The sequence below is a fragment of the Maritimimonas sp. 2304DJ26-3 genome (genome assembly GCF_056591635.1).
The window spans coordinates 176,333-196,516 of sequence record NZ_JBWQOK010000001.1 but is presented as its reverse complement, the minus strand read 5'-3'; the positions used below and the strand labels follow the sequence as shown (position 1 = coordinate 196,516).

At 33.4% G+C, this 20,184-nt stretch carries 14 protein-coding genes; 3 read left to right on the top strand and 11 right to left on the bottom strand.

The annotated features are described in order from the left end of the window. Positions 1 to 18 precede the first annotated feature (18 nt). Complete coding sequence (locus AC1EUV_RS00915; RefSeq protein WP_480196773.1) at positions 19 to 528, bottom strand: 30S ribosomal protein S16; 510 nt, start codon at positions 526 to 528, stop codon at positions 19 to 21. Positions 529 to 691: 163 nt separating this feature from the next. Here AC1EUV_RS00915 and kdsB point away from each other — a divergent pair, with 163 nt between their 5' ends. Continuing rightward, positions 692 to 1,438 carry a 3-deoxy-manno-octulosonate cytidylyltransferase gene (kdsB, locus tag AC1EUV_RS00910; RefSeq protein ID WP_480196772.1) on the top strand — a complete coding sequence of 249 codons (747 nt, stop codon included), beginning with the start codon at positions 692 to 694 and terminating at the stop codon, positions 1,436 to 1,438. A gap of 103 nt (positions 1,439 to 1,541) precedes the next feature. Next, positions 1,542 to 5,849: a DNA polymerase III subunit alpha gene (gene dnaE, locus AC1EUV_RS00905; protein ID WP_480196771.1), complete on the top strand. Its 4,308-nt coding sequence runs from the start codon at positions 1,542 to 1,544 to the stop codon at positions 5,847 to 5,849. 91 nt (positions 5,850 to 5,940) lie between these two features. Here dnaE and AC1EUV_RS00900 read toward each other — a convergent pair whose 3' ends face one another. From AC1EUV_RS00900 to AC1EUV_RS00885, 4 genes are all read right to left on the bottom strand, one after another. Continuing rightward, on the bottom strand, positions 5,941 to 6,132 hold the full coding sequence (locus AC1EUV_RS00900) for a cold-shock protein (protein ID WP_480196770.1): 192 nt from the start codon (positions 6,130 to 6,132) through the stop codon (positions 5,941 to 5,943). Between the two features lie 65 nt (positions 6,133 to 6,197). Continuing rightward, positions 6,198 to 6,776 carry a DUF1287 domain-containing protein gene (locus tag AC1EUV_RS00895; RefSeq protein WP_480196769.1) on the bottom strand — a complete coding sequence of 193 codons (579 nt, stop codon included), beginning with the start codon at positions 6,774 to 6,776 and terminating at the stop codon, positions 6,198 to 6,200. Between the two features lie 4 nt (positions 6,777 to 6,780). Beyond that, on the bottom strand, positions 6,781 to 7,719 hold the full coding sequence (locus AC1EUV_RS00890; RefSeq protein WP_480196768.1) for an endonuclease/exonuclease/phosphatase family protein: 939 nt from the start codon (positions 7,717 to 7,719) through the stop codon (positions 6,781 to 6,783). Positions 7,720 to 7,725: 6 nt separating this feature from the next. Continuing rightward, the gene (locus AC1EUV_RS00885) at positions 7,726 to 13,884 is read right to left on the bottom strand and encodes an alpha-2-macroglobulin family protein (protein WP_480196767.1); all 6,159 of its coding nucleotides are present in this window, start codon (positions 13,882 to 13,884) and stop codon (positions 7,726 to 7,728) included. A gap of 170 nt (positions 13,885 to 14,054) precedes the next feature. On the opposite strand from AC1EUV_RS00885, the gene AC1EUV_RS00880 reads away from it, so the two are divergent. Next, positions 14,055 to 15,407 (top strand): UDP-N-acetylmuramate--L-alanine ligase, encoded by a 1,353-nt coding sequence (locus AC1EUV_RS00880; RefSeq protein ID WP_480196766.1) that lies wholly within the window; start codon positions 14,055 to 14,057, stop codon positions 15,405 to 15,407. A gap of 48 nt (positions 15,408 to 15,455) precedes the next feature. Here the strand turns inward: AC1EUV_RS00880 and AC1EUV_RS00875 are convergent, their stop codons facing one another. The 6 genes from AC1EUV_RS00875 to AC1EUV_RS00850 form a co-directional block, all read right to left on the bottom strand. Then, positions 15,456 to 15,791, bottom strand: a complete 336-nt coding sequence (locus AC1EUV_RS00875) for a hypothetical protein (RefSeq protein WP_480196765.1) — start codon at positions 15,789 to 15,791, stop codon at positions 15,456 to 15,458. A gap of 53 nt (positions 15,792 to 15,844) precedes the next feature. Beyond that, positions 15,845 to 16,087, bottom strand: a complete 243-nt coding sequence (locus AC1EUV_RS00870; protein ID WP_480196764.1) for a hypothetical protein — start codon at positions 16,085 to 16,087, stop codon at positions 15,845 to 15,847. Positions 16,088 to 16,238: 151 nt separating this feature from the next. Further along, the gene (locus tag AC1EUV_RS00865; protein WP_480196763.1) at positions 16,239 to 17,246 is read right to left on the bottom strand and encodes an NADP-dependent oxidoreductase; all 1,008 of its coding nucleotides are present in this window, start codon (positions 17,244 to 17,246) and stop codon (positions 16,239 to 16,241) included. A 12-nt stretch (positions 17,247 to 17,258) separates the two neighbouring features. Continuing rightward, positions 17,259 to 17,702 (bottom strand): DUF1569 domain-containing protein, encoded by a 444-nt coding sequence (locus AC1EUV_RS00860; protein ID WP_480196762.1) that lies wholly within the window; start codon positions 17,700 to 17,702, stop codon positions 17,259 to 17,261. 12 nt (positions 17,703 to 17,714) lie between these two features. After that, on the bottom strand, positions 17,715 to 18,596 hold the full coding sequence (gene era, locus AC1EUV_RS00855; RefSeq protein WP_480196761.1) for a GTPase Era: 882 nt from the start codon (positions 18,594 to 18,596) through the stop codon (positions 17,715 to 17,717). A 29-nt stretch (positions 18,597 to 18,625) separates the two neighbouring features. Continuing rightward, positions 18,626 to 20,107 (bottom strand): Na+/H+ antiporter NhaC family protein, encoded by a 1,482-nt coding sequence (locus AC1EUV_RS00850; protein ID WP_480196760.1) that lies wholly within the window; start codon positions 20,105 to 20,107, stop codon positions 18,626 to 18,628. Between the last annotated feature and the right edge of the window lie 77 nt (positions 20,108 to 20,184).

Genomic DNA, 20,184 nt, shown 5'->3' with positions numbered 1-20,184 from the left:
AAGTATAAAAAGTAATTTTTATTCTTCTTCGTTAGTAGCTTCAGTATCTGTAGTAGCATCTTCAGCGGCATCTTCTACAACAGGTACAGCAGCAGCTTTACGTGCTTCGTTTACTTCTTTTTCAGCTTCTAATGCTTTAGCTTTAGCATCAGCCTTCGCTTTAGCAAGTCCATCTTCTTTAGCAGAAACTTTACCTGTTTTTTCTTCTAACCAAGCTTCAAATTTTGCTTCCGCTTGCTCTTCAGTTAAAGCACCTTTACGAATTCCACCTGCTAAGTGATTCTTTAATAAAGCACCTTTGTATGATAAGATTGCTCTTGCCGTATCTGTAGGTTGAGCTCCATTCTGTAACCATTTTACAGATCCATCAACATCTAAATTAATTGTTGCTGGATTTGTGTTTGGGTTGTACGTTCCTAATTTTTCTAAAAATTTACCATCTCTTTTTACTCTTGAATCTACAGCTACGATCCAATAAAATGGTTTTCCTTTTTTTCCGTGTCTTTGTAGTCTAATTTTTACTGACATTGTTTTATTAATTTTTTGAGGTACGCGACCTCGATTATTAAAAATCTTACCAGCTCGTGGTAAGTGGGCGCAAATATACAATGTTTTTTAAATATAGTTAACTAATAATGTAGTATTTATTTGATATATTTTTTGTGGATATTTGTACTCGAAAAAGTTAACTATGAATGTACTAGGAATCATACCAGCACGCTATGGATCAACTCGTTTAGAAGGTAAACCGTTGATTGATCTTTGTGGGAAACCAATGATACAACGAGTATATGAGCAAGCTCAAAAAACACTAGATCATGTAGTAGTAGCCACTGATGATGAGCGTATTGTAAATGCTGTCGAAAAGTTTGGCGGAAATGTGGTAATAACATCACCAGATCATAATACAGGAACGAATCGATGTTTAGAGGCTTATCGTGTGTTTAAGAAATGTATTGATGTTGATTTCGATGTAGTGGTAAATATTCAAGGTGATGAACCATTATTAGACCCAGAACAAATTCGATTATTGGTATCATGTTTTGACAATGGGCGAATACCTATGGCAACTTTGGTAATTCCTGTAAAGGAAGGAGAAGATTTAAAATCGGGAGTTTTTGTGGTGATTGATAAGCAAAAAAATGCTCTGTATTTTAGTCGTTCAGTGATTCCTTTTGTACGAGATGCTAAGAAAGTTAATTGGACTAAAAAGCATACTTTTTATAAGCACATAGGTATGTATGCTTTTAAACCAAGAGCTTTGAATCAATTTGCTAGTTTGCAGCAAACCCCATTAGAAATTGCTGAATCTTTAGAACAAAACAGATGGTTAGAAAATGGTAAAAAGATCAAAGTAGAAATTACTACTTCTCAAACCATTGGAGTTGATACAAAAGAGGATGTTGAATTAGTGCGTAAACTACTTAAAAAGAAGTAAAAACTTTTCAACGTACTGTTGATAAAAAGCCTTGCTAAATCTCGCCTAAAAGTACTTGTTTCCGTACTTTTAAATCCTTATTTTCTTACTCAAAAATTCTTAGATGTATTTAATATTTGATACCGAAACCACTGGTTTACCAAAGAGCTGGAATGCACCAATAACCGATACAGATAATTGGCCTCGCTGTGTGCAAATAGCTTGGCAATTGCATGGTAAGTATGGTGAGCTAATCGAACATCAAGATTTTTTGATTCAACCCGAAGGATTTAACATTCCTTATGATTCTGAGCAAATACATGGTATTTCTACAGAATTAGCCGCACAAAAAGGTGAAACACTAGATGCAGTTTTACAATTATTTAATGAAGCACTTGCTAAAACAGATTATGTTGTTGGGCAAAATGTAGAGTTTGATTTGAATATTATGGGTTGTGAATTCTACAGAAAAGGAATTACAACCAAGCTCAATGACTTGCCAGTTTTAGATACTTGTACTGAAACAACAGCACAACTCTGTCAGATTCCTGGAGGAAGAGGCGGTAAATTTAAATTACCAACGCTTACAGAACTTCACCAACATTTATTTAAGTTGCCTTTCGCAGAAGCGCATAATGCCACTGCAGATGTTGAAGCTACGACACGCTGTTTCTTAGAACTTATAAGGCAAGAAGTTTTTACCAAAGAAGAGTTAGATGTTACAGAAGATTATTTTAAAGAGTTTCAAGAAGAAAATCCAGAAGTAATTAAATCTGTTGGTTTAAAACATGTTAATCTAAAAAAAGAAAGTGCCAAACTTAGAAAGAAAGAAGATGTTGTTGATGATACGGTTTCAGAAGATACTAGTAAAGATTTAGCGAATGCACAATTCGCACACCTTCACAATCATTCGCAATTTTCTATTCTTCAATCAACATCGAGTGTTTCTAAATTGGTAAATGCAGCTATTAAGCATCAAATGCCTGCGGTTGCGTTAACTGATACAGGTAATATGATGGGTGCTTTTAATTTTGTAAAAGAAATTTTAAAACATAATAAAGATTCAGAACATCCTATAAAACCAATTGTAGGTTGTGAGTTTAATGTTTGTGAAGAGCATACCAACAAATCTTTTAAAGACAATGGCTATCAAATTGTTTTGCTGGCTAAGAACAAAAATGGCTATCATAATTTAGCCAAAATGTCTTCTATAGCTTATATAGATGGCTTTTACTATGTACCACGTATCGACAAAAAGATTGTTGAACAATACAAAGAAGATGTTATCGCTTTAAGCGGAAACATGTATGGCGAAATACCTAGCAAGATCTTAAATGTAGGTGAAAAGCAAGCTGAAGACGCTTTGCTTTGGTGGAAAGAAACTTTTGGAGATGATTTTTATTTAGAATTAAATGATCACGGACAAGCTAATGAAGCTAATGTAAATAGAACATTACTTGAGTTTTCTAAAAAGCATGATGTAAAATTAATTGCCGCAAATAATACCTATTATGTTGATAAAGAAAGTGCGCAATCACATGATATTTTACTCTGTGTAAAAGATGGTGAAAAGCTAGCAACGCCGAAGGGTAGAGGAAGAGGTTTCAGGTATGGATTGCCAAATGACGAGTATTATTTTAAGAGTGCCGATGAGATGAAGGCTCTGTTTAAAAGTATACCTCAAGCAATTATTAATATTCAAGAGATTATAGATAAAGTTGAACCTTTTGAGTTAGCGCGTGATGTATTATTACCAAAATTTGAAATCCCAGAACAATTTATAGATAATGAAGATGAAAAAGATAGCGGTAAACGTGGTGAAAATGCATACCTAAAACATCTTACGTATGAAGGTGCTAAAAAGCGTTGGGGTGAATTATCCGATGAGATTACTGAACGACTTGATTTTGAATTGGGTGTTATCGAACATACTGGTTACCCTGGTTATTTCTTAATTGTACAAGATTTTATAGCCGAAGCTCGTAATATGAATGTTTCTGTTGGCCCTGGTCGTGGATCTGCTGCTGGTTCAGCGGTGGCCTACTGCTTGTGGATTACTAATATAGACCCGATTAAATACGACTTACTTTTTGAGCGTTTTTTGAACCCTGATCGTGTATCATTACCAGATATTGATATTGATTTTGATGATGAAGGTCGTGGTCGTGTGATGGATTATGTAATTAATAAATATGGAGCCAATCAGGTAGCGCAAATTATTACCTATGGTACTATGGCTGCCAAATCTTCTATTCGAGATACTGCACGTGTATTAGATTTGCCATTACCAGATGCTGATCGAATTGCCAAATTGATACCAAATACAAAGTTGAAGACCATTTTTGGCGAGGATGAGAAAAGCATTAAAAAGATTGGTGAACTTCGTAAAGACGATATCATACGAGTTAATGAACTTAGAGATTTAGCTGATGGTGAAGGTATTGAAGCACAAACAATTCAGCAAGCAGTTCAATTAGAAGGATCATTACGTAATACAGGTATTCATGCATGCGGCGTAATTATTACACCAGAAGATATTACAAATTTGATTCCCGTTGCTACCGCTAAAGACTCAGATTTATACGTTACCCAATTTGATAACTATGTTGTTGAAGATGCTGGTCTGCTAAAAATGGATTTCCTCGGATTAAAGACATTGACTTTAATTAAGGACACTGTTAAAATTGTCAAGGCATTGCATGATGTTCAACTGGATCCTGAGGCGTTTCCGCTTGACGATATTAAAACTTATGAGCTATTCCAAAGAGGTGAAACAGTAGGTATTTTTCAATACGAATCGCCTGGTATGCAAAAGCATATGAAGCATTTAAAGCCAACTGAATTTGCTGATTTAATTGCTATGAATGCGTTGTATCGTCCTGGACCAATGGAATATATTCCACTTTTTATCCAGCGAAAGCATGGTATTGAAGCTATTGAGTATGACCTGCCAGAAATGGAAGAATACCTCAAAGAAACCTATGGAGTTACGGTATACCAAGAGCAGGTGATGCTGCTATCACAAAAACTAGCAGGGTTTACAAAAGGTGAAGCCGATGTTTTGCGTAAAGCGATGGGTAAAAAGATATTTGCGTTGCTAGAGCAATTAAAGCCTAAGTTTATAGAAGGTGGTAAAAAGAACAATCACCCTGAAGAGATTTTAGAAAAGATATGGAAAGATTGGGAAGCCTTTGCTGAATATGCTTTTAACAAATCGCATTCTACTTGCTATGCTTATATCGCTTACCAAACAGCGTATCTAAAAGCACATTATCCTGCTGAATATATGGCGGCTGTGCTATCAAATAATATGAATGATATCAAGCAAGTTTCTTTTTTTATGGATGAATGCAAACGTGCGGGTATTGAGGTGTTGAGTCCAGATATTAATGAATCGTTTTACAAGTTTGCGGTTAACAAACAAGGCGCTATTCGTTTTGGAATGGGGGCGATAAAAGGTGTAGGAGCAAGTGCCGTTGAAGCTGTTATTAAAGAACGAAAAGAGAATGGTAATTATAAATCTATTTTTGATGTTGCCAAGCGTATAGACTTACGTGCGGCTAATAAAAAAGCCTTTGACGGATTGATTCTTGCTGGGGCTTTTGATTCGTTCCCTACATCAAGAGCACAGTATTTTGAGATTGACGAACGCGGGCAAACCTTTATAGAAAAAGCCATACGCTTTGGTAATAAATACCAAGAGAATAAAAACTCGGCTCAGGTTTCATTATTCGGAGAAGCTTCCGAAGTACAATTTGATGAACCTGTAATTCCAGATTGTGAACCTTGGGGAATTATGGAAAAATTGGCTAAAGAGAAAGAGGTGATTGGTATGTATATTTCTGGCCATCCATTAGATGACTATAAAACTGAAATCAAATATTTCTGTAATGCACCGATTAGCGCTTTTGCAACCGAAGAAGACCTTGTTGGGAAGGATTTATCGATTGGAGGTATAGTTACCGATGTACAACATCGTATTTCTAAAAACGGAAAAGGCTGGGCATCGTTTATTATAGAAGATTATACTGAAGCGCATGAGTTTAGAATGTTTGGTGAAGACTATTTAAAGTTTAAGCATTTCTTAATACCCAATTCGTTTTTACATATTAAAATGTCTGTAAGACCAGGATGGCGCGAAGGAGACATCAGAATTCAGTTTAACCAAGTACAAATGTTACAAGATGTATTAGAGGCTATGGCTAATAAATTGACACTGCAATTAAATATAGATGAATTGAATGATGATAAGATAGGTAGAATTGAAAAAATTGTAGGAGATCATAAGGGCAAAGACATGTTGAATTTTGTAGTATATGATATGGAAGAAAAGCTAAAGTTACATATGCCAAGCAGAACATCTAAAGTTAAGATTTCACAAGATTTGTTAAGCACGTTAGAAACTCAGCAGTTGTTGTATAAACTTAATTGACAAAAATTGACATCAAGTCCTCGCAGGAGCGACAAATAAAAAAGCCCATCATTTGATGGGCTTTTCTTAAAATTTAACTAGTAATATATATTTAAATAACTTTTACATTTACTGCGTTTAAACCTTTTCTGCCTTCTGCTAAATCGAATTCTACTTCATCACCTTCTCTAATTTCTTCGATTAAACCAGACACGTGAACAAAATGTTCTGTGTTTGAACCTTCTTCTGTTATAAATCCGAATCCCTTAGACTCGTTGAAGAATTTTACTGTTCCTTTACTCATTTTTATTATAATTTAAAATATTAATTACTTTGTGATAAACAAGAAGCGTGCCAAGAAATTGATAACTATTTAAATCGATAATGCCCAATAATTTTAAAATCAAATAAACAATCTTCTAATACTTGTCCTGCGCCAATATTATGAACAATTAAATGACGTTTGCCATCTTTAGATTTTTTATTCACTACAATGCCAATATGAGTAAGCCCGTTTGCTAACCGCCAAGCCACTATGCCACCCGGCTTGTAATCTTTTGGGTTTTTGGTAATGGGTTTTGATGCTCCTTTTCGTTTAAAATAGGTCATCAAATTGGGTACACGTCGATGGTCTATATTCTTATCTGTGGTTTTTAATCCCCAAATCTTTGGGTACTTACTAAAGTTAACTTTCATATCTTCATGCACTTCTTTTTGCAAATCAACACCTAATTTTCTATAAGCTCTAATTACAACATCAGTACAAACACCTTTATCATTTGGTACGTCTCCATTTGGGTAGTCAATAGAGAAATAGCTGCCATCGTAGACTACTTTGTCTTTTGTAAGCTCTAAGGCAGCAGCTGATAAGTTTAATTCTTGAGTTATAGTTTGGCTATAACTAACTGTTATGCAAAATAAAAATGCTATTAAAATTACCCTTCTCATTTTGCTAATTTTTAATTCTAAATTCCATATAGATTGGTAAGTGATCTGAACCTATATTTTTTCCTATATCTCGATTAAGAACAAGAACATTTTGACTCACCAGAAAATGATCTAAAGTTGTCTTCATCAAAGAAAGTTTTGCGGGCCAAGAATTAAGTACTCCAAATCCATTTCGCGAATCTTTTAATTTGGTTTCTCTTTTAAAGTTCTTAAAATGTTTAGAAAAAGAAGAGGTATTCAAGTCACCAACTACTATTAAATTTTCTGAATACTCTTTAGCCTTAGTAGATAGATTTTTTAAATGTAAATTTCTTACTTCAAACCTACTTTGTCCTACTGGAGGAAATGGATGTGTAGCAATAATTGTTAGAGAGTCATTATTAAACTTTAAATCAGATTTAATCGAAGGAACTTGCGTGTAATCAAACCTAAGGATAGATAATTCGGATTTAATTTTACTAAAATAACCTATCCCAAAATTATCTGTTCTAACATCAGTTTTATAAAACTGATATTCTTTTGTAATTGATTGCAACTCTTTTTCCCATTTTGGATTATATTCTAACAAAACCAATATATCAGGATTCTTCTTTTTAATATAATCTAAGACCTTTACAGATTCATTATTACTTGATAAAAGGTTTACGCAAGCAATTGATATTCCATTTAATTTAGTTATTTCCCCAAACTTACTGGGAAAATATAAACTATAAAGAAATGAAGCATTCCAAACTAATAGAGTTATTGAAATGATTCCTAGAGTTTTACTTTTTCCTATAAAAAGGTTTAATAGAAAAATTAAAATAAGCACTAAGACTAATTGTAGCTTGAAATTGGACAGAATATCAATAATCCAGGTATTAGGAAAAATGCTCGGTAAAATTGAAAACAAAGCAATAGTTACTACTCCTAGCTTGAGTAAAAAATTGATATTTTTTTGCATGTCTTTTTAATCAATTTTAACCCTTACTCCTTCACTATGGCTACTAAACTCTGGTGCATACATACTTTGTATGGTAGTAATACCATTAGAGAAATCACCTTTATTATTTACACGTAAGTCATATTCAAAAATATACACTCCTTTTGGTAAATAGTCAAAGAAGAAATTGGTAGCAGCATCTTTTGTGCTTTCGTAATATCCTAAACCATCTTGCCATTTGTATTGTGATAATACATTTACAGGTTCAAATCCAGCTGCGCGCATATCTTTCATATGTATAAATTCCATGGCTCTGTCTACTCGTAATTCTATACGCACTCTAACTAAGTCTCCTAGGTTAAGATCAGTTTTAGCATCAATTTCAGTTAATTCCTCACCTTTATCGGTGTTCTTTTTTATGAAGAGTTTCTTCTTTAGTTTTAATGGTGTTTTTGCTGAGGTGATCTTATCTAGATCTTCAAAATATTGCCAATACAAAGCACCCCAAGCAATACCATCTGATTTTTTAGAGAGTTTTACTTCAGCCATTTCTGGTTGTATTTCATTGCCTTTCCATGAGGTTTTAAAGTAACCTGTTCCAGCTTCTACTTTTGTATCCTCTAAAGCTAGCGGATCAATTTTTTGGTTACCAATCTTCACATCAACAAAGTCAGTAACTTCTAACCAATCTGATCCTTGTAACAGTAAAGCATAAACAGCTTCAGTTGTGGCTTTGGTCGTTTTCCATCTATTGGTTTGTTTATTCTTTAATAACCACACTTTCAATTCATCGATAATCTTGGTGTCACCAGAAATTTCACTAAATGCTTCAATCAATAATGCTTGCGTTTCAATAGGTGCTTGATACCAATACCAGCTAGCTGTATTTTCTTTCCAGTACATACCCAATTCTTCACTAGTTATGGCATTTTCTTTTAACGAAGCCAGTATTTTATCAGCAATAGCATTGTTATTTCGTTTGGCTATCAGAGCAATCATACCTTTAGTGTATAGATTTCTATCTAACCAGAATTTATAGGCTTGTTTAGTATAATAATCCACCGCTTTTTGCACCTTGTCATTTATAGCAATGTCTTTATAAAAACTGCGCATGTATAAATATTGAATCTGATAATTACCTGTATGATTTTGCTTCCAGAATTCAGCTTCTTTTTTATAGCCTTCCGTTTTGTTTTTAGCGCTTTCTCGGATGCGTTTTGCTTGTTTCTCTAGTTTGCGATAATCTTCTAAAATTTCATCATCTAAAAATTGAACTGCTTTTTGAAGCATAGACCCTTCGACTCCGCTCAGGGTGACACCTAGTTTATTTAAATGACCAAATCCAGAAGCTATATGTTGAGTAATATACCTGTTAGGATAACGAGATCCTTTAAACCAAGGGAAACCTCCATTACTCATCTGCATTTGTTTCAACTTTCGTAATGCTGAGTATAACTCATTATTCATTTTATTTAAATCAAATAACAATGCAATGCGTTTTTTTTGTTCAGTTTCAGATTGCGCATCACGAACCCAAGGTGTTTCTTGAATGATCAATGATTTTAATTCTTGATTTTTTTCCAAATTCGATAGCAATGCATCACTTGTTTTCCATTGGTTGAACACTTCTTGAATTCTTGGATTATAATTTGCAATATGACTACCCAACGCATTCGCATAATACCTAGAGAATGTTTGCTCAGCACATTCATAAGGATATTCCATTAAATAGGGTAGCGCTTGAACTGCATACCATGCCGGATTAGAAGTAATCTCTAATGTTAAGTTGTGATTCTTTAAAGTAGTTGAAGTATTATTTTTCAACTTATCTAATGTGAATGTCTTCGTTTGCTCAGAACGCAACCACATCGGTAAGGTTTCGGTTACTAGCATTCTATTAGATAATACTGGTAAAGCGTTTTCTTCTCCATCTGTAAAGTCGCCTGCTTTCGCAACGATTTTATACTTTACTGCTTGAACATCATCTGGTATTTGTAAGTTCCAGCTAATATTTGCATTCCCTTTAGCATCAACAGTAAAAGGTTTTTGATCGTCAGTATTTCCTAATTTACTATCGATAGGCTTATTGGTTAACACATCATATAATTGTAATTCGCTAATACCTTCTAACTTTTTGTCAGATAGATTAGCAATTTTTGAAGCAAAAACGATGCGATCGCCTTCTCTAAAAAATCTTGGTGGATTTGGCAATACCATTAAGTCTTTTTGCGTAACAGCAGATAGTTGTTGTGTTGCTGTTTGTAGGTCTTTGGTGTGTGCTAATAACTGTAACTTCCACTTCGTCAAACTTTCAGGAATCGTAAAATTAAAGCTCACATTACCCTCAGCATCTGTTGTTAAATGCGGGTAGAAGAAAGCAGTCTCCTGTAAGTTTTTACGAGCTACGATACCTTTTAAATTTGCTTTATCCGTTTCTGCTTGAGAAGTCTCCTTAGAATTTGCAAATGATTCAATTCCTAATGCTTCTTCTTCAACTGCTTCATCTGCCATTGCTTCGATTTGAATCTCATTTGCCTGTCCTCTTAAAGTTATTTTACTTCTTTTTTGATCACGAGCAACACCGGTAACTACAACCTCATCTAAAGTAGATTCTCCTTTTCGAAATGCAAGCCCTACATTAAAATGATCTCCAAAACCAAACCCAAACCAATTGAGTTGGTCATAATCTTGTCTAGTAAACGCTAAACGAGAATTATTTAAGTTTTGAATTCTAAAATTTGAAATGCCAAAGCTATGATTGGCGTTACTTCTGTTATATGAATAATAATACCTATAATTAATCGGATTAATTCCCCATTGGTGCGCTCTAAATTGATCTAATGAAGCGTCATACATAGATGCTAAGATTTCAGCAGCCACTTTATCACCTTTGGAGCCTTTTATTTTAAAACTCCATGTTTCTTCTTGCCCTGGTTGTAGTTTATCTCTAAAAGTAGAAGTTTCGATCTGCAATTCATGTTTTGGATATGGTACGCTAATGGGCAACGAACCACCAACAAATGAGTTGTGATTTACAAAATGATAATTAACCACAAAACCACCTAAATCCTTTTCTTTTACAGGAATGATAATCGACTTAATCTCATCCGATAAATGAATCACCTTGGTATCTACAATACTATAATTTTTTTCTACAGTTAAGGTGACAGTAACATCTTTTGAAGCAGAACCTAAACGGATTTTCACAAACTCATTTGGTTTGTATTCGTTTTTATCAGTTTTGATAAAGAATAACTGACTGTCAGCTACTTTTTTGTCATACTTACTAAATACATCAAAGCGCTCTTCAGCTTGAACTTCTTGGTCAAATTTATCTTTACAAACAAATTCAATAATGTACTTGCCCGATATCCATTTTGAGATATTTTTTAGAATAACTTCTTTTGATTTTTCAGTGTCTACATCTGTTTCAAAAACTAAATTACCTTTTTTCCAAGATTGCGGATTATCCTCTTTATGATAAGCATCATGAGGAAATAGTTTGTTGAATTCATCTTTAGAAATATCTTGATAATCTGGAGCTTGCCAAGTACGAGATCTCAGCACATTTTTACGAGTTATTAACTTATATATTTTAAGCTCCCCTTTTGTAGGAACAAATTCTCCATTCAAGTTATTTGTGTTAACTGTAATTGTATACTCCTTTTCTGATTTGTCTAATTTTTCCGCTATGGAAATAGATGCGGTTAAAGCATGATACCCAACATTTACAATAGTTTCGGTACTTCTGGTTTCACCATTAATATCGGTCACATCGGCAACGACTTTATAATTAAAAGTTGGTTGTGTTGATGTGCTTACTTTTAAATCAGGAATAGCTTTAAACGTTATGCTGAAATTGCCTAATGCGTCAGTGACGCTTTCACCATGAGTGATTTCTTGACTTTCAGAAGATATTTGAGGCCTATAATACCAATACCATTTAGGGTATTGTGCAGTGCGATATACACGATATACTACTTTAGCATCAGTAATATTACTTCCGGCGAAAGCCTTTGCGAATCCGTTTGCAGTGATGCTGTCATTTAGCTTATAAGTTTCCGTTACAGGTTTAAATTTGGTTTCAAATTTTGGGCGTTTGTATTCCTCAACAGAAAAATAAGTATTGCCACGCATTTGCTTGTTGAAGATTCCAGTATTACCAGATGCTTGTATGTGAAAATTACCGGTTAAACCAGAATTTGGCAATACAAATTCACCACTAAAGGACCCAAATTCATTGGTTTTTAATTTTAAGGTTTTTACATTTTGATAATTTACATCTTTTAATGCGACATTTATATTTTTGTTTTCGAGCACATTCGATTTGTTTGCTTTCTTTTCAACAGCAATGCCTTTAAAATGTACCGTTTGACCTGGGCGATAAATACTACGATCTGTAAATAGAAATATTTGTGCTTGTGTAGAGTTGTCATATTTAGGCTTGTATCCTTTATTTAGATAATAATCGCCAAAAGTTGCTTTGTCTTTATTTTGAGTTACAGTGGCTATTATATTTCTATAGCGCTGACCAACAGTAAAAGAAACTTGCCCTTTTTTATCTGTTGTTAAAGTATTTTCATAAGCTTTGTTATATCTTCCTGTGTCGTAATTTTTTATATAAACTGTAGCACCTTGAATTGGTTTCCCTGTAGTTCTATTAACGACTTGATAAATATATTTTCCAGAAATCTGATTTTCAATCAAAGCCAAATCTGTAGCTTGTGTGAAGCTGTAAGCGAAAGTTTGGTTTTTGCTAAGATATTGTGATGTCGATGCTAAAATTAGGTATTGACCTTGATCTAATTCTGGAACAATAACTTCTGTTTTATGGTTTTGGTAGTCTCCTTCATTACGCAATTTTGCCTCCCAGTTTTTGACCTCTTTTAGTTTGTTGATAAAGGTAACTTTAGCTGAATCATTATAGATTTCATTCAGTTTTTTTATTTGCTTTTGATCAATTTCTAACGCTTTAAAATACAGTTGGTCTATATTTTTATAACTCACAAGTAAACGTGAAGGCTTGCCAATCGACACAAAGTTTTCATTGGTAATTTGTAACGCTTTATTAAGGATTTGCTGCTTTAATGATGAACACTTTTTTGCTCCCGATGATTTTGGAAACTTAGCGATAGCTGCTTCACAAATTTCTAGTGCTTCTTTGTTATTCCATCGATGCGATTCGTTTTCTGTTGGAACATATGTATTCGCTTGCTGATGTAAGGTTGATGCAATTCTATATGCTATCTCAGTAGATACTTCATGATTTTTATATTTTTCAATAAGTGCTCTAAGTGTAGTTAAATATTTTTCTTCTTTATCATTAAAAATAGCGTTTGATTTTACAAAATCTAATCGCCCTAAAGTAAGATCAACTAAGGCAGTTGGGTCATTATTTTTAAGATGAAACAGCGTTAAATTTTTATAGATTTTTAAAGCATGCAGTTGTAGAGAAAGACTGTCCTTAGCACTTAATTGTTCTTTGACAAATGCTGTGTTATCACCTAATAAATTAGGATTGTCAATTTCGAACTTATAAGATGGTCTTTGCAAGTTACGCTCATCGGTTTTATAAAAATTAATAGCTCTATGTGCTAAAAAATCATAGAGTGTTGGTCTGTACTTTTGTGAATCTTTTTGAAGTGTTAATATTTCACTGTATTGATTAAGGTCTGTTTGTTGCAATAACAAAGCATTCTCTAATGATTTTTGATAATGTTTATGAGCTTCTTCAAAAATGATTTGTAAATCCCATGTTCTAAAGTCGCTAGAATCTACTTTTTCAGAAGTGCTTGTACGATTATAAAATTTCCATCTATTTTGCTGAAAATATTGCCAGTACAGATCGGCTAAAATGCTTTCTAATATGTTTTTTGTAGGATATGAATTCTCAGTAATTTCTTGTTTTAACTGATTAATCACTTTTAACTGGGCATCCTCTTCTAGCGTTAATGGAAATTTCGATTTATAGAGTAAACTCTTAATGATCTGAGGGTGATTCTTTTTCTTCTTTGCTTTTTTATAGATCTTTTCAACTTCCGCTAAAGCAGATTTTGGCAATCCTTTTAATTCAAATTGCTCTACTTTTTTCCACTGATCTTCACAAGCATCATACTTGTTAGATTGACCAAAAGAAATAGTTGAAAAGAGGATGATCATTAAAATAGTTGAGATTGATTTTTGCATAACATATTTTTTATTCTGCTCAAATTACCTTTAAATAAATGCCAATTGCAATCAAAAATGAGGGAATGATATGTATTTAAAAGTAAAAGATGCATTTGGTTGAGTTTGGATTAAAGATACCGATTTTATTGTGTTCTGATTTTGTATTTTTACGCGTCTAATTATACTCAATGAATATACATTTTATTGCCATTGGAGGTGCTGCTATGCACAACCTAGCATTAGCTTTACACCAAAAAGGATACCAAATTACGGGTAGTGATGATACAATTCATGATCCTTCAAAATCACGTTTAGATGCTAAAGGTTTATTGCCTACAGCATTTGGTTGGTTTCCTGAAAAAATCACTGAGAATTTAGATGCTATTATTTTAGGGATGCACGCTAAAGCGGATAATCCTGAGTTGTTAAAAGCACAAGAATTAGGATTGAAAATTTATTCATATCCTGAATTTATATATGAGCAATCAAAGGATAAAACCCGTGTCGTAATTGGTGGTTCTCATGGCAAGACATCTATTACTTCTATGATTTTGCATGTGTTACATTATCATGAAAAGGATGTAGATTATATGGTAGGGGCGCAGTTAGAAGGTTTTGATACCATGGTGCATCTTACCGAAGAGAATGAATTTATCGTTTTAGAGGGAGATGAATATTTAAGTTCACCAATAGATAGACGTCCTAAATTTCATTTATACAAACCAAATATTGCATTGTTGAGTGGTATTGCCTGGGATCATATCAATGTTTTCCCTACTTATGAAAATTATGTAGAACAGTTCAAAATTTTTGTGGATTCTATTACTAATGGAGGCGCAATGGTTTATAATGAAGAAGATATTGAAGTGAAGAGAGTAGTAGAGGAAAGTGCGAATCATATTAAGCGATACCCATATCAAACTCCAGAATATACTATAGAAAACGGAACTACTTTTTTAGACACTTCCGATGGTAAATTGCCATTGGAAATTTTTGGCAAACATAATTTACAAAACCTTGCGGGAGCAAAATGGATTTGTCAACACATGGGTGTAGATGAAGATGATTTTTATGAAGCTATTGCCAGCTTTAAAGGTGCTAGTAAACGTTTAGAAAAAATTGCAGAAAATAATTCAACGGTTATTTTTAAAGATTTTGCACATTCACCGAGTAAGGTTGAAGCTACAACTAAGGCTGTAAAAGAACAGTATGGAGAACGAGCGGTTTTGGCCTGTTTAGAGTTACATACGTATAGTAGTCTAAATGCTGAGTTTTTAAAAGAGTATAAAGGTGCTTTAGCTGCGGCTGATAAAGCCGTGGTATTCTATTCGCCGCATGCTGTTGAGATTAAAAAACTAGAAAAAGTAACAGCCGGACAAATTGCCAATGCATTTGAACGGGATGATCTTATAATTTATACAGACCCGGCGGCATTTAAAGAGTTTTTATTTTCTCAAAACTTAGAAAATACAGCTTTGCTGTTAATGAGTTCTGGTAATTATGGAGGTTTAGATTTTGAGGAAGTAAAAGAGCTTTTTTGAAGTAATAATGTTAGTTACACAATTTAACAGGTCTAAAATAAAGTGTAGCTAAACTTTTGATTCTAGAACTTTTTTTAGAGGTTTTGCACTTAATAAACCTGCCATACTTCCCACTACTAAACTCATAACTAAAACTTCTACTGACCAAGATGTTTCACCAAGGATAAAATAAAATATAGGAAATAACAAAGCGATTCCAAATATAACTCCAACAATGAACATTATAAGTGGTTTAGTTCCATTAATATTATTTCTTTTTAAGAACCTCCATTGTAATATACTTGTTAAAGTAAGAACTCCTAACATAATAACAATAGGTTCTACTGGACCTGGAACTATTCCCCATGAGTATCCGAATAACCAAATTATAGGTGAGATTAGCAAAAATCCTATTATACCATTAAGTATCCAAATCCATATTTTTTGAAAATACTTTTTTAATAATAAAGCTTGAAATGAGGAGAATAGTAAACCAAAAATGCTAGTCCTAGAGGAATACCAAAATACATTTGAGAGGCTTTTTCATTTTGGGATAGTGTTAAATCAGCATCAAAATCCCAATGCATTTTAAAGTCCATACCATATGTATAAAACATTACAATTTGGAGATAACATAAAAAACCAATTGAAAATCCCGTAGCATTTAAGATGAACCACTTTAAGACGAAATTTTTCTCCATGGTAAACTATTTTGTCTGCAAGTTACAAAATAGATTGTAATATTCTGGAAATCAAATTCTAATGAAATTTTTAAAGTTATATTTATTCATACTTAAGTTTGGAACTAAACGATAGATTTTAACAAGGTCAAGAAGTATTAAATAAGATTTTTTATACTTCACTTACTTTTAAAACCAGCTTTCCTAATTTTTCACCACTAAATAGACGTAAGAAAGTATCGTAAAAATTTTCGATGCCTTCATATACATCTTCTTTAGATTTTAGCTTGCCTTGCATCATCCATTGTCCCATTTGCATCGCGGCTTTTTGATAATCTTTTACATAATCAAAAACAACCATACCTTTCATAGAAGCTCTGCTTACTAATAAGGACAAATAGTTTGAAGGTCCTTTGACAGGTGTTGTATTATTGTATTGAGAAATAGCTCCGCAAATTACTACTCTGGCATGCATAGCTAATTTGCTTAAGGCTAGTTCTAAAATATCGCCACCTACATTATCAAAATAGACGTCAATTCCTTTTGGGAAATATTCCTTCAACTTAGTAGCTATATTATCATTCTTGTAATCAATAGCTGCATCAAAACCTAGTTCTTCAACTAAATACTTACATTTTTCGGGGCCACCTGCAATACCTACAACATTGCAATTTTTGATTTTAGCAATTTGCCCAACAACACTACCAACGGCACCTGCAGCACCAGATACAAAAACATTATCACCTTCCTTTAATTCACCAACTTCTAAGATTCCGAAGTAGGCTGTCATACCGGTCATTCCTAATGTGCCTGTGTAAATAGGTAGTGGAGCCAAAGTAGGGTCGACCTTATGGTAGCCTTTTCCATTTGAAATTACATATTGTTGCACGCCAGTTTGACCATAGACAAAATCTCCTACATTAAAATCTGGATTATTTGACTCAATCACTTTGCCAACGCCGCCAGCTCGCATTACTTCATCAATCTGTACAGGTGGAATATAAGATCGTCTATCATCTAACCAACCACGCATAGCTGGGTCTAAAGAAATATATTCACATTGAATAAGAAATTCTCCTTCACCAGGTTTTGGAATGTCGGTTTCAACTAATTGCCAGGTATCTTTTTCAGGAAGACCTTTAGGTCTTTTTTTTAATAAAATTTGTTTGTTTGGTTTCATGATTCAATGGTTTTATACTCCAAATTGTCTTAAATGATGGTCTAAATGTTTGTATATCATTTGGCCATATTGCTCTTTGGTAAATTTACCAAAAATAGGATGTACTAACCAATCTTCTTTATTCTTAGAACCATTAAATTCATTTAATAAGTTTAATAGTTGTTTCTTTTCATTATTAAACTCTCGTTCATCAGTAACTAAATATTGTTTTGCTGTTGGTAAATTGTGTTTCCATAATTTATCATTGTACATTGATTTCTTAAAGAAAGTTTTTAATAGCCAATTTGGCTTAGCATTCAATACTTTTTTCTCTAAAATAACATCCATAGGTTCTTGGCAATGCGCGCACATTTGAGCAACATTCATTTTACCCCACAGGGGTTGTGTTTCTGAATTTAAATCGTTAATTCTAGAATTTATTTCCGCTAAGGCATCTACGTTAAATAGTGATTTCATAGTAAAAAGATTCTATTCTTGATATCCAAATCTACGAAGTTGATTTTTATTTGATCGCCAGTCTTTATTTACTTTAACATACAGTTCTAAAAAAATCTTTTTATCGAAGAATTTTTCAAGATCTTTTCTGGCTTCGGTGCCTACTCGCCTTAAAGCTGAGCCTTTATGCCCAATAATAATGCCTTTTTGAGAATCACGCTCCACCATAATAACCGAACGAATCTTAATGATTTTTTCTTCTTCAAAAAACTCCTCGGTTTCAATTTCTACTGAATAAGGAATCTCTTTTTTATAGTGCATTAAAATCTTTTCTCTGATAGCTTCATTTACAAAAAAACGTTCAGGTTTATCTGTTAATTGATCCTTAGGGTAAAAAGCTGGGGATTCTGGAAGCAACTCAATAATCCTATTAAAAATATTTTGAACATTAAAATTCTCTAAGGCTGAAATAGGATAGACTTCTGCATTAGGCACTTTCTCTTGCCAGTATTCTACTTGCTCGACGAGTTTCTCTTGAGATGATTTATCAATCTTATTCAATAATAAAAGAACAGGTATTTTAGTGTTCGTTATTTTATTAAAAAAAGCTTCATCCTTTAATGCTTTTTCGCCAATTTCGACCATGTAAATTAAGACATCAGCATCTTCAAAAGCTGATTTAACAAAATCCATCATCGAGGACTGTAATTCGTATGCTGGTTTAATTATACCAGGCGTATCTGAAAATAGAATTTGAAAATCATCGCCATTAACAATTCCTAGAATTCTATGACGAGTCGTTTGTGCCTTAGAAGTAATAATTGATAATCGCTCACCCACAAAGGCATTCATAAGTGTAGACTTACCTACATTAGGATTACCAATAATATTTACATAGCCAGCTTTATGTTTCATTTAGTAAAATTGGAATACAAAAGTACACTTTAATTTATCGAGAAACCTAAAATGAGATACATTATAACTGTAATAGTTCCACCAATTAGTGCGTAAGGTAGTTGTGTTTTTACATGATCTATATGATCACTTGCAGACGCCATTGATGAAATGATGGATGTGTCGGAAATGGGAGAGCAATGATCTCCAAAAATACCACCACCTAATGTTGCGGCAATTACTAGTGGCAACTGTGCTTCATGAATTTGAGCCATTGGTATTGAAATGGCAAGCATTATGGCAAAAGTTCCCCAGGAAGTCCCAGTAGAAAAAGCAATAAATGAGCTTATGGCAAATACAACTGCGGGAAGAAAAGATGGTGACAGCCAATCTTTAGACCAGTTTGCCACAAACTCACCTGTTCCCATAGCTTTACAAGCATCACCAATTGCAAATGCGAAAAGCATTAATAAAGCTAAAGGCATCAACTCACTAATTCCTTTTAAGGTGATGTCAACCATTTCTTTAGTTCTAATGAGTCCTTGAATTTTATAAAGCACAAATGATACTATGATCGAGCTAATTATTGCATACAATACTGCGGAAGACCCAGAACCAGCACTAATAGATTGAAATAAATGGTCAGAAAAGGAATTATAATTTTCTACTTTATTCCAGCCTGTATAAGCTAAGTATACTGGCATTAAGAAAACCATGGTTGCTAACGGAATGATCATATTTCTAGCTTTTGCAGGAATACCTTCTTTAGGGTCTAAAGAAGTAACTGTGTCAGAAAGCATAGGTTTCGAACCCTCATTCATTAGCTTTCCGGTCTCTTGAGTTCGCTTTTCAGCTTTTGCCATGAGCCCAATATCTTTTCTAAAAACAATTGTTAAGAATAGTATTAGTAGTGCAAGAATAGGATAGAAGTTATATTTGATTGACGAGAGCATTAATCCGAAAGGGTTTTCTAATCCTTGTGTTAATAATAATCCCATGATAAATGCTCCCCACGCATTGAAAGGAATAAGGATTGAGGTAGGAGCCGAACTTGAGTCGGCTATATATGCTAATTTTTCTCTAGGTATTTTGAGTTTATCGAAAACTGGGCGGAATAATGTACCAACTGTTAGTGAGCTAATTGTGGTTTCTACAAATAATAAAACACCTGTAAGTAATGCCAATAATTGAATGATGACTCTACTATAACCAGCTTCTTTTTTTTCAAAATATTGAATGACTTTATTTAGTTTTAGGATAAACCCTTCTACACCTCGAGAATATTGAATTAATAATAGTAATGCTCCAACTAAAGCACTGAAGATAATGGTTCGTGTATTTCCTGCTGATTTAAAAACATTCACCATAGCTTCAATAGCTGCTAATGTTCCTTTAAAAAAATTCCAATCATTTATAATAATCCACGAAAACCAAATTCCGAACAATAAAGAAACATAAACTTGCTTTGTTTTTAAAGCCAGAATGATGGCTATAATAGGAGGTAGAATAGATAGGAATCCGAAGTTGTCCATAAATTTAGAGTGAGTTTGAGCCTAAAGATATTGAAAAGAGGAGAATGTATAAACTAAAAAAGCTCCAAGTTTAACTC

What these genes read in the sequence shown, in the direction of transcription:
- AC1EUV_RS00890 (WP_480196768.1), bottom strand. Translation starts at nt 7,719, where the DNA reads ATGCAAAAAAATATCAATTTTTTACTCAAGCTAGGAGTAGTAACTATT.
- AC1EUV_RS00895 (WP_480196769.1), bottom strand. Translation starts at nt 6,776, where the DNA reads ATGAGAAGGGTAATTTTAATAGCATTTTTATTTTGCATAACAGTTAGT.
- AC1EUV_RS00870 (WP_480196764.1), bottom strand. Translation starts at nt 16,087, where the DNA reads ATGGAGAAAAATTTCGTCTTAAAGTGGTTCATCTTAAATGCTACGGGA.
- AC1EUV_RS00860 (WP_480196762.1), bottom strand. Translation starts at nt 17,702, where the DNA reads ATGAAATCACTATTTAACGTAGATGCCTTAGCGGAAATAAATTCTAGA.
- AC1EUV_RS00880 (WP_480196766.1), top strand. Translation starts at nt 14,055, where the DNA reads ATGAATATACATTTTATTGCCATTGGAGGTGCTGCTATGCACAACCTA.
- dnaE (WP_480196771.1), top strand. Translation starts at nt 1,542, where the DNA reads ATGTATTTAATATTTGATACCGAAACCACTGGTTTACCAAAGAGCTGG.
- AC1EUV_RS00915 (WP_480196773.1), bottom strand. Translation starts at nt 528, where the DNA reads ATGTCAGTAAAAATTAGACTACAAAGACACGGAAAAAAAGGAAAACCA.
- era (WP_480196761.1), bottom strand. Translation starts at nt 18,596, where the DNA reads ATGAAACATAAAGCTGGCTATGTAAATATTATTGGTAATCCTAATGTA.
- AC1EUV_RS00865 (WP_480196763.1), bottom strand. Translation starts at nt 17,246, where the DNA reads ATGAAACCAAACAAACAAATTTTATTAAAAAAAAGACCTAAAGGTCTT.
- AC1EUV_RS00900 (WP_480196770.1), bottom strand. Translation starts at nt 6,132, where the DNA reads ATGAGTAAAGGAACAGTAAAATTCTTCAACGAGTCTAAGGGATTCGGA.
- kdsB (WP_480196772.1), top strand. Translation starts at nt 692, where the DNA reads ATGAATGTACTAGGAATCATACCAGCACGCTATGGATCAACTCGTTTA.
- AC1EUV_RS00850 (WP_480196760.1), bottom strand. Translation starts at nt 20,107, where the DNA reads ATGGACAACTTCGGATTCCTATCTATTCTACCTCCTATTATAGCCATC.
- AC1EUV_RS00885 (WP_480196767.1), bottom strand. Translation starts at nt 13,884, where the DNA reads ATGCAAAAATCAATCTCAACTATTTTAATGATCATCCTCTTTTCAACT.